The 8,937-nt window shown below is 37.4% G+C and carries 8 protein-coding genes; 1 reads left to right on the top strand and 7 read right to left on the bottom strand.

Annotated features, from left to right (window positions below; translation table 11 throughout):
• On the top strand, positions 1 to 354 hold a 354-nt coding region (locus L1275_RS06130), incomplete at its 5' end, for a gliding motility-associated C-terminal domain-containing protein (RefSeq protein ID WP_253470874.1).
• 152 nt (positions 355 to 506) lie between these two features.
• On the opposite strand, the gene dgt is transcribed toward L1275_RS06130, so the two are convergent.
• The 7 genes from dgt to odhB all read right to left on the bottom strand — a co-directional run bounded on the left by dgt (position 507) and on the right by odhB (position 8,896).
• The gene (dgt, locus tag L1275_RS06125) at positions 507 to 1,844 is read right to left on the bottom strand and encodes a dGTP triphosphohydrolase (protein WP_253470883.1); all 1,338 of its coding nucleotides are present in this window, start codon (positions 1,842 to 1,844) and stop codon (positions 507 to 509) included.
• 62 nt (positions 1,845 to 1,906) lie between these two features.
• Entirely contained in the window at positions 1,907 to 2,605 is a 699-nt protein-coding gene (locus tag L1275_RS06120; RefSeq protein ID WP_253470873.1) for an AAA family ATPase, read from the bottom strand.
• A 47-nt stretch (positions 2,606 to 2,652) separates the two neighbouring features.
• Positions 2,653 to 3,405: an MBL fold metallo-hydrolase gene (locus tag L1275_RS06115; protein ID WP_253470872.1), complete on the bottom strand. Its 753-nt coding sequence runs from the start codon at positions 3,403 to 3,405 to the stop codon at positions 2,653 to 2,655.
• Between the two features lie 67 nt (positions 3,406 to 3,472).
• Entirely contained in the window at positions 3,473 to 3,715 is a 243-nt protein-coding gene (locus L1275_RS06110; protein WP_219290367.1) for a hypothetical protein, read from the bottom strand.
• Positions 3,716 to 3,907: 192 nt separating this feature from the next.
• Positions 3,908 to 6,322: a ribonucleoside-diphosphate reductase subunit alpha gene (locus L1275_RS06105; protein WP_253470871.1), complete on the bottom strand. Its 2,415-nt coding sequence runs from the start codon at positions 6,320 to 6,322 to the stop codon at positions 3,908 to 3,910.
• A gap of 55 nt (positions 6,323 to 6,377) precedes the next feature.
• A complete protein-coding gene (locus tag L1275_RS06100) occupies positions 6,378 to 7,358 on the bottom strand; it encodes a ribonucleotide-diphosphate reductase subunit beta (protein WP_253470870.1) in 981 nt (326 codons plus the stop codon).
• 317 nt (positions 7,359 to 7,675) lie between these two features.
• Positions 7,676 to 8,896 (bottom strand): 2-oxoglutarate dehydrogenase complex dihydrolipoyllysine-residue succinyltransferase, encoded by a 1,221-nt coding sequence (gene odhB / locus L1275_RS06095; protein WP_253470869.1) that lies wholly within the window; start codon positions 8,894 to 8,896, stop codon positions 7,676 to 7,678.
• Positions 8,897 to 8,937 lie beyond the last annotated feature (41 nt).

The raw sequence follows: 8,937 nt of genomic DNA, 5'->3' as shown, positions 1-8,937 counted from the left end.
CCTGGAACTCTAGTTCCTTTAGCTACCACCATTTACGTATATGCTTCCTCTGAAGATGGCTTATGTGTAGACCAAAGTAGTTATACGGTAACTTACGAGGAATGTCCAATACCAAAGGGAATTTCTCCTAATGGCGACGGATTAAACGATCGTTTTGACTTATCCAATCACGGGGTTAGCAGTATCAAAATCTACAACCGTTACGGTTCAGAGGTATACAGCTTTGACGGAAACTATACCAATCAGTGGCAAGGACAAGGTAAAGGAGATAAAATCCTTCCTGATGGAACTTACTATTACGTGGTGATTTCTCGTGGTAAAACCAGAACGGGATGGGTACAAATCAATAAGTAGTATCGACGTGTAAGCGTTAAATAAGATCACTACTGGAGGCTACTCTTTTAGTAGCCTCCATACTTTTTAAGGTTTTATCGTTAAAAAAAGACCAAAAAAAAGGGCTGTCTCCTAAATGGAAACAGCCCTTTTTCGTTTTTTTTATTTACTTCTTATGCAGTTACTTTAATTGTTCTGTACAATTCCAAGGCCTTTCCATCCGTAAGCATTGATATAAAATGGCAGATACTCATCAATCGTTCATACAAACTATCATTTTCACTAAGATATTTTTCTGGTAAAAGTTTTAACATCAACGAATCATAATGGGTTTCCTCTCCATAAAAAGAATTGTTATAGGCCGTACAAAAATGATCCAACAAGGTATGAATCACCTGATATCCGACTACTTCTTTTTCAATAACTCCTTTGCTTTGATAAACTTTATTTACACTTAATGAAATCACATCTTTCATCTGAGCAACATAAGCGCATTTATCCATTAAAGCGTACGGGAAATCGCCTGCTAAGATGCGCTCTTCATGCTCTACAAAAATCCGTACTGCATCTTGAATCAAACTTCCAATTGCCAAAGCCCTTAAATAACTTACGCGATCTTCCGTACAAGATAATTGGGCATATTTCTGTGCATTGATACTCTTCTGTACAATTTTAATTAAAAATTCCAAGGCGTGTTCTTCTGGAATTAGCCCCAGATTAATCCCGTCTTCAAAATCGATAATAGTATAACAGATATCATCTGCTGCCTCTACCAAATACGACAAGGGATGTCTGCGAAATGCCAATTCATCTCTTTGCTTTCGAAGCAAGCCTAAATCGTCAGCTACTGCTACAAACGCCTCTTTATCGGACTGAAAAAAACCGTATTTTTTATCACAAATATCACGGGTTGGTTTTTTGGGTAAACTCTCTTTAGGATATTTCATAAATGCTCCTAAGGTAGCATACGAAATACGCACACCGCCTTCTATACCTGGACGAGATTTTGTCAAAACCGAAAATCCGTTCGCATTTCCTTCGAAGTCAATCAAATCCTGCCATTCTTTATCGGTGAGTTCGTCCCGATATATCTTGCCTTTACCTCGACTAAAGAAATCTCCAATCGCTTTTTCACCTGAATGTCCAAAAGGAGGATTTCCAATATCATGTGCCAACGAAGCTGCTGCTACTATAGCTCCAAAATCATTGACGGTATAACCCAAATCCTGATCCAAATGCGGATACTTTTGCAAGATCTGCTGCCCCACTAGACGTCCTAAGGAACGACCAACCACAGAAACCTCCAAACTATGCGTTAAACGCGTATGAACAAAATCTGTTTTTGACAAGGGAATTACCTGTGTTTTGTCTTGTAAACTTCTAAAAGCCGACGAGAAAATGATTCGGTCGTAATCAACCTCAAAACCGATACGGGTTTCATTTTCATCTTTTCGCTTTCTTTCTATACGATCACCGTGCTTTTTTAAAGACAACAGCTTTTCCCATTTCATCATATTTTATTTTTTATCTCTTGTAAAATTATCGTTTTTTAAACTTAAACACACTGCTAAGATCAGACTACTAACTGACTGTTAATGATATTATTTTTAACCGACTTGAATATTTGATTTTTGGCTTCAGCAAAAGACACATTATACAAACGCGACACTGCACGAAACTCTTCAGGATACTTTGAAAGCATTTTATCATAATATTGGTCCAAGACTTCATCAGAAGGTGATGTATACTCCAAATGCATCTCAAAACGACGCACGAGGGCTGGATCTATCATTTGTATTTGATTGGTCGCCGCCATCAAAATGGATTTTTGAGGAAAACCATCTATCAGCTGTAAAATAGCATTGACCACTCTTTTCATCTCACTATTATCTTTATTGTCGTAATCGCGAATTTGCCCTAAAGAATCAAATTCATCAAAAAACAAAACCGCACTTTCATATTGAATCTCTCGAAACAGACCTTCAATATTTTTAGCTGTTTCACCTAATTTAGACGAAACAATAGTACCCAAATTAACAATGATCAATTTTTTATCCAAATGTTTCGCAATGGCTTTTGCGGTCATTGTTTTACCACAACCCGTTTGTCCATAGAGCAGTATCTTGTTCGATACTGGCAATTCATATTGAAGTAAAATTTCTCGAAATTGATATTCCTTGAGGAATTGATCGATCTGATCGGATACGGCGGCATTAAAAACTACCTCATTCAGTTCTATATTACTTCGATCGATAAAAAAAAGAGCACTCATAACTTAACTGGTTTTAATATACACAAATATAATCAGAAATCACCTGATTACAAACTCACTTTATTGGGATTCCACAACGGAAATTCAGCATCGTGGTACAGCAAAAATGTCCAATCTTCCGCCACGGCTTCTTGCAAAAAATCAGCACGATACTGCATGGTTTTTTTTCCATCATAATCGTATTTGCCGATCATTTTATGTTTTAAAAAAAATAATTGAGGCGTGACATCAGCGCCATAGAAAAAGGTTTCGGCATCGTCTTTAATCCAAAACACTTGATGATATGGGGTATGTCCACCCGTCACTTTATAGGTAAGCTGATCGTGCAACTTTCCGCTATCAGCTGTCAAAAATTGAAACTGACTCGACGCGGCAATCTTTTGCAACACTTCTAAATTATAAGAAGCATGTGTTTGCTTTAAGCCATACTCCAACTCCCGTTGTTGAACATAATAGGTTGCCTTAGGAAAAGTCAAAGTAGCATCAACGGCAGCTGATACAAATATGCCGCCAACGTGATCCCGATGCAAATGCGAAAGCAATACTTTGGTCACTTGTTCCACCTGATACCCGACTTTATTAATATTATTAACCAACTGCAAAACACCTCCTTCAGATAAACCCAATCCCGTGTCCAACAAAATAACCTCGTCATCCAAAACAATTAGAAACGGTTGTACAGCCAATAAAAAGCTCCCACGCTCGCGATCAGACAACTTATCCACGCCCGTTTTAAAAGGTTGAAACGTTTTGGAATTCCCCACAGAGAACAGCCCTTCTTTAAGTGCAAATATTTTCAATATAAATGATTTAATAGCCCATTATCAAACAAAAAAACAGCTCAAAAAGCTGTTTTTTTTATCTTTACTAAGAGAACATTTCTCGGTCTTCGTCTCTAACCAAGAAAAATTTCATCGATTTCTTTGGATAGGTTTCATAACTTTTATCGCTAGGATTAGCGATAACGGTTTTTATACTGATTTTATCTCCTAATTTAAATTCGGATTCGACTTGTTTATAATCTAATAGATAAGGACCACAGAAATAATTTCCATTTTCATCTTTTTCAATGATTCCTTGAAAAATTCCTTTTTTAGTGTCTTTTTGCATTTTTTAATAATTTAAAGTACAAAGATACAAAGAATTTGATTTGATACGGAACGCATTTCGGAAATAGTTGCTTGCGAATCGGAAATCAAAACTCGGAGTCTTTGGCAGGAAATTGCAGCACTACAAGAACAAAAAAATAGAGGCCATCTTAAAAGACAGCCTCTATGGTATATAACAAATTAAAATTCATTTTTAAGAACCACACATTTCGCAATCATCTAATTCTGCAGATTGTGCATTTAAAATCATGGCTCTATAATCTTCCACACTTATGGCTTCAACATCATTGGATTTCACTTCTGCTTTAGGAGCGGCAATAACAGGTGTTTCGATTTTTTTATCATTATTTAAAGTAAACTTAATCGCGTCAACTGCTGATTTGGTTCTCAAATAATACATACCCGTTTTCAAACCTGACTTCCATGCATAGAAATGCATTGACGTTAATTTGGCGTAATTTGCTCCTTCCATAAATAGGTTTAACGACTGAGATTGATCGATAAAATACCCTCTTTGACGAGACATATCAATAATATCTTTCATACTCAACTCCCAAACAGTTTTATATAAATCGCGTATCTCTTGTGGCAAATAATCCAAATGTTGAATCGATCCATTTGATCGCATGATTTCTTGTTTCAGATCTTCATTCCACAATCCCAAGTCAACTAAGTCATGTAATAAATGTTTATTCACAACAATAAATTCACCTGAAAGTACTCTTCTCGTATAGATATTTGAAGTATACGGTTCAAAAGCCTCATTATTTCCCAAGATTTGAGAAGTCGAAGCTGTTGGCATTGGAGCTAGCAACAAGGAGTTTCTAACACCGTGTTCCATCACTTCTTTTCTTAAAGATGCCCAATCCCAGCGTCCACTTAAGTCTTCGTCTTTCATCCCCCAAAGGTTATACTGAAATTCTCCTTGTGAAATTGGTGATCCAACAAAAGTAGAATACGGTCCTTCTATCTTAGCTATTTCCATCGATGATGTCACCGCAGCAAAATAAATCGTCTCAAAAATTTCTTGATTCAGTGCTTTTGCTTCATCACTTGTAAATGCCATACGCATTAAGATAAAAGCATCTGCCAATCCTTGTACTCCCAAACCAACTGGCCTGTGACGCATATTTGAATTTTCAGCCTCCTTAACTGGGTAATAATTTCTATCGATAACTTTATTCAAGTTACGTGTAACTCTTTTAACTACATCGTATAAAGCTTGGTGGTTGAATTGGCGGTTTTCAACAAACATCGGCAATGAAATAGAAGCCAGATTACATACAGCAACTTCATCTTTAGAAGTAAACTCCATGATTTCTGTACACAAGTTTGACGAGCGAATAGTACCTAAATTCTTTTGATTGGACTTGCGGTTCGCTGCATCCTTATACAACATATACGGAGTACCCGTTTCCACTTGCGCTTCTAGAATTTTCTCCCACAACTCTCTTGCTTTGATCTTTCTTCTTCCCTTTCCTGCCGCTTCGTAAGACACATACAAGGCATCAAACTCATCACCATACACATCTGCAAGACCCGGACATTCGTTTGGACACATCAACGTCCATTCTGCATCTTCTTCAACGCGTTTCATAAACAAATCGTTGATCCACAGGGCTAAAAACAAATCACGAGCACGCATTTCCTCTTTACCGTGATTTTTTCTTAAATCGATAAAATCGTAAACATCGGCATGCCATGGCTCAATATAAATGGCAAAACTTCCTTTTCGCTTTCCTCCACCTTGATCGACATAACGAGCCGTATCGTTAAAAACACGTAACATCGGAACGATTCCGTTAGAAGTTCCATTAGTTCCGCGAATATAAGATCCCGTCGCTCTCACATTATGAATAGAAAGACCGATTCCCCCTGCCGATTGTGAGATCTGAGCAGTTTGTTTTAAAGTATCGTAAATTCCTTCAATACTATCGTCTTGCATCGTCAATAGAAAGCAAGAAGACATTTGAGGTTTTGGAGTTCCTGAATTAAATAGGGTTGGTGTAGCGTGAGTAAAAAACTTCTTGGACATCAACTCATAGGTTTCTATAACCGAATCGATATCGTCTAAGTGGATTCCCACCGAAACACGCATCAACATATGTTGCGGACGTTCAACGATTTTTCCGTCGATTTTCAACAAATACGAGCGCTCTAAAGTTTTGAAACCAAAGAAATCGTAATTGAAATCGCGTTGGTATATGATAGTTGAATCCAAACGCTCTGCGTTCTTCATAATCACCTCAAAAACATCATCGGCAATTAATGGAGAGGCTTGGTTGGTTCTCGGATTGATATAGTTATACATATCCACTATCGTTTCCGAGAATGATTTTTTAGTGTTCTTATGAAGGTTAGAAACGGCAATACGCGCTGCCAACAAAGCATAATCTGGATGCGAAACCGTCATTGATGCAGCGGTCTCAGCGGCAAGATTATCTAATTCAGAAGTCGTAACTCCATCATACAGTCCTTCAATTACACGCATGGCCACCTTAACAGGATCAACCAATTCATTCAATTCATAACACAATATTCTAATTCGGTCTGTGATTTTATCAAACATAACCGGCTCTCTTCTTCCGTCTCTTTTTACTACAAACATGGGCTTATTTTTTTATGTTTGTGACCGAAGTCACTACCGTATCTTGTTCTCTCGACTAAAAATCAGCGTCAAAGCTAATTTTTCCATCATTATCGTCTTTACTACTAATCACTCCCGCTTTCTGATATTCAGAAACGCGTTTTTCAAAGAAATTGGTTTTCCCTTGTAAAGAAATCATATCCATGAAATCAAATGGATTCGTCACATTATACTCTCTTTCACAACCCAATTCCACCAATAATCTATCGGCAACAAATTCTAAATATTGCGTCATCAACACCGCATTCATACCAATCAAACTCGCTGGCAACGATTCTGTAATAAACTCTCTTTCAATATTTAAAGCATCTACCAAAATTTCTCTGATACGTGCCTTCGGAACCTTATTTACCAAATGGTGATTATGTAAATGCACCGCAAAATCACAGTGAACTCCCTCGTCACGAGAAATCAACTCATTCGAAAAGGTTAATCCCGGCATTAATCCTCTTTTCTTTAACCAGAAAATAGAGCAAAAAGCACCCGAAAAGAAAATTCCTTCTACTGCGGCAAAAGCGATTAAACGCTCTGCAAAAGAATCAGAGTCTATCCATTTTAGAGCCCAGTCTGCCTTTTTCTTGATTGCAGGAAAAACGTCTATCGCTCTAAAAAGATGGTCTTTTTCTTCTTCATTTTTCACATAAGTATCAATCAACAAAGAATAAGTCTCACTGTGGATATTTTCCATCATGATTTGAAAACCATAGAAAAATTTAGCTTCCGGATACTGTACTTCATTGACGAAATTTTCGGCCAAATTTTCATTGACAATACCATCCGAAGCGGCAAAAAACGCTAAAATATGTTTGATAAAATAACGTTCATCGTCATTTAATTTGTTGTTCCAATCACTAAGGTCTTGATGCAAATCAATTTCTTCTGCAGTCCAAAAACTAGCCTCCATTTTCTTATACCACTCCCAAATATCATGGTGTTTGATTGGAAAAATGACGAATCGGTTTTTATTCTCAGTTAAAATGGGTTCTTGAAAAGACATACTATATTGATTATGAAGATTAAATAACATTGTGAATCGAAGAATCGATCTCTTACAAAGATTGTCATTTTTATTGTCAATCCGAAGTTTAAAATCCTAAAACTTATTCACAAAAAAGGCAAGTTGTTAACAATGTAAATAAATGCTATATCGAAACAAACAAAAACCTAATCAGCTGTAAAACAGAAAATTAAGTTTTACGACTTTTAAGTAGAAAAATCGAAAAACCATAGTAAACACGGCTTACCAAGGCATTTTTTTTCATAAAAAAAGACCTTCTTTTCAGAAGGTCTTTTTTGCTATTTTCACATTAGAAACTAAAGTTCTAAGGCTTTTTTAATATCGTTACCCATCAATAACTCCACTGGATTTTCCAAGGCTTCTTTTACAGCCACTAAGAATCCAACTGACTCACGTCCGTCAATGATTCTGTGGTCATAAGAAAGCGCCACAAACATCATTGGGTGGATTTCAACTTTTCCGTTTACTGCAATTGGTCGCTCAATAATATTGTGCATACCTAAAATTCCAGATTGGGGTGGGTTGATGATAGGCGTAGATAACATCGATCCGAATACACCTCCGTTAGAGATTGTAAACGTACCACCTGTCATTTCGTCTACAGTAATTTGTCCGTCACGAGCTCTAATAGCCAAACGTTTGATTTCATTCTCAACACCTCTGAACGACAACAGTTCTGCACTGCGCACTACTGGCACCATCAATCCTTTAGGACCTGATACGGCAACAGAGATATCGCAAAAATCAAAACTGATTTGCTCTTGTCCATCGATCATTGAGTTTACATCTGGATACAATTGAAGCGCACGAGTAACCGCTTTGGTAAAAAAGGACATATATCCTAATCCAACACCGTGTTTTGCTTTAAAAGCATCCTTATATTCGTTTCTCAACTTGTTTACAGGCGTCAAGTTTACTTCGTTAAAAGTAGTCAACATCGCTGTAGTATTTTTAGCATGAACCAAACGCTCTGCTACTTTACGACGCAACATCGACATTTTTTTACGCTCCGTACCTCTAGCTCCACCTGTTGGTGTTCCCATTGAAGGTACTGCATTTACAGCATCTTCTTTAGTTATACGACCATCTTTACCCGTTCCTTGAATAGAAGTGGTATCGATGTTTTTTTCGTCTAATATTTTTTTAGCTGCCGGAGAAGCCGTACCCGATGCATACGTAGTTGTAGCCACTGGCGCTTCTACCTTTGCAGGTGCAGGCGTCGGTTTAGATTCTTCTGCTGGTTTTGATGCTTCTGAAGCTCCACCTTCTGGTTTAGCAGCACTAGTATCAATTAAACAAACTACTTGACCTACAGCCACAGCGTCACCTTCTTCTGCCTTAAGGGTAATAATACCACTAGCTTCAGCTGGCAACTCCAAGGTTGCTTTGTCAGAATCAACCTCAGCAATAGCTTGGTCTTTTTCTACGTAATCACCATCTTTTACTAACCAAGTAGCGATTTCAACTTCTGTGATTGACTCCCCTGGCGAAGGAACTTTCATTTCTAAGATACTCATCAGTATATTCTTTTAGATATTGTTATTTATGTAAAAATACG

It is taken from the genome of Flavobacterium sp. HSC-61S13, from assembly GCF_024171535.1.
Taxonomy (GTDB): domain Bacteria; phylum Bacteroidota; class Bacteroidia; order Flavobacteriales; family Flavobacteriaceae; genus Flavobacterium.
This window is presented reverse-complemented; position numbering and strand designations above follow the sequence as displayed.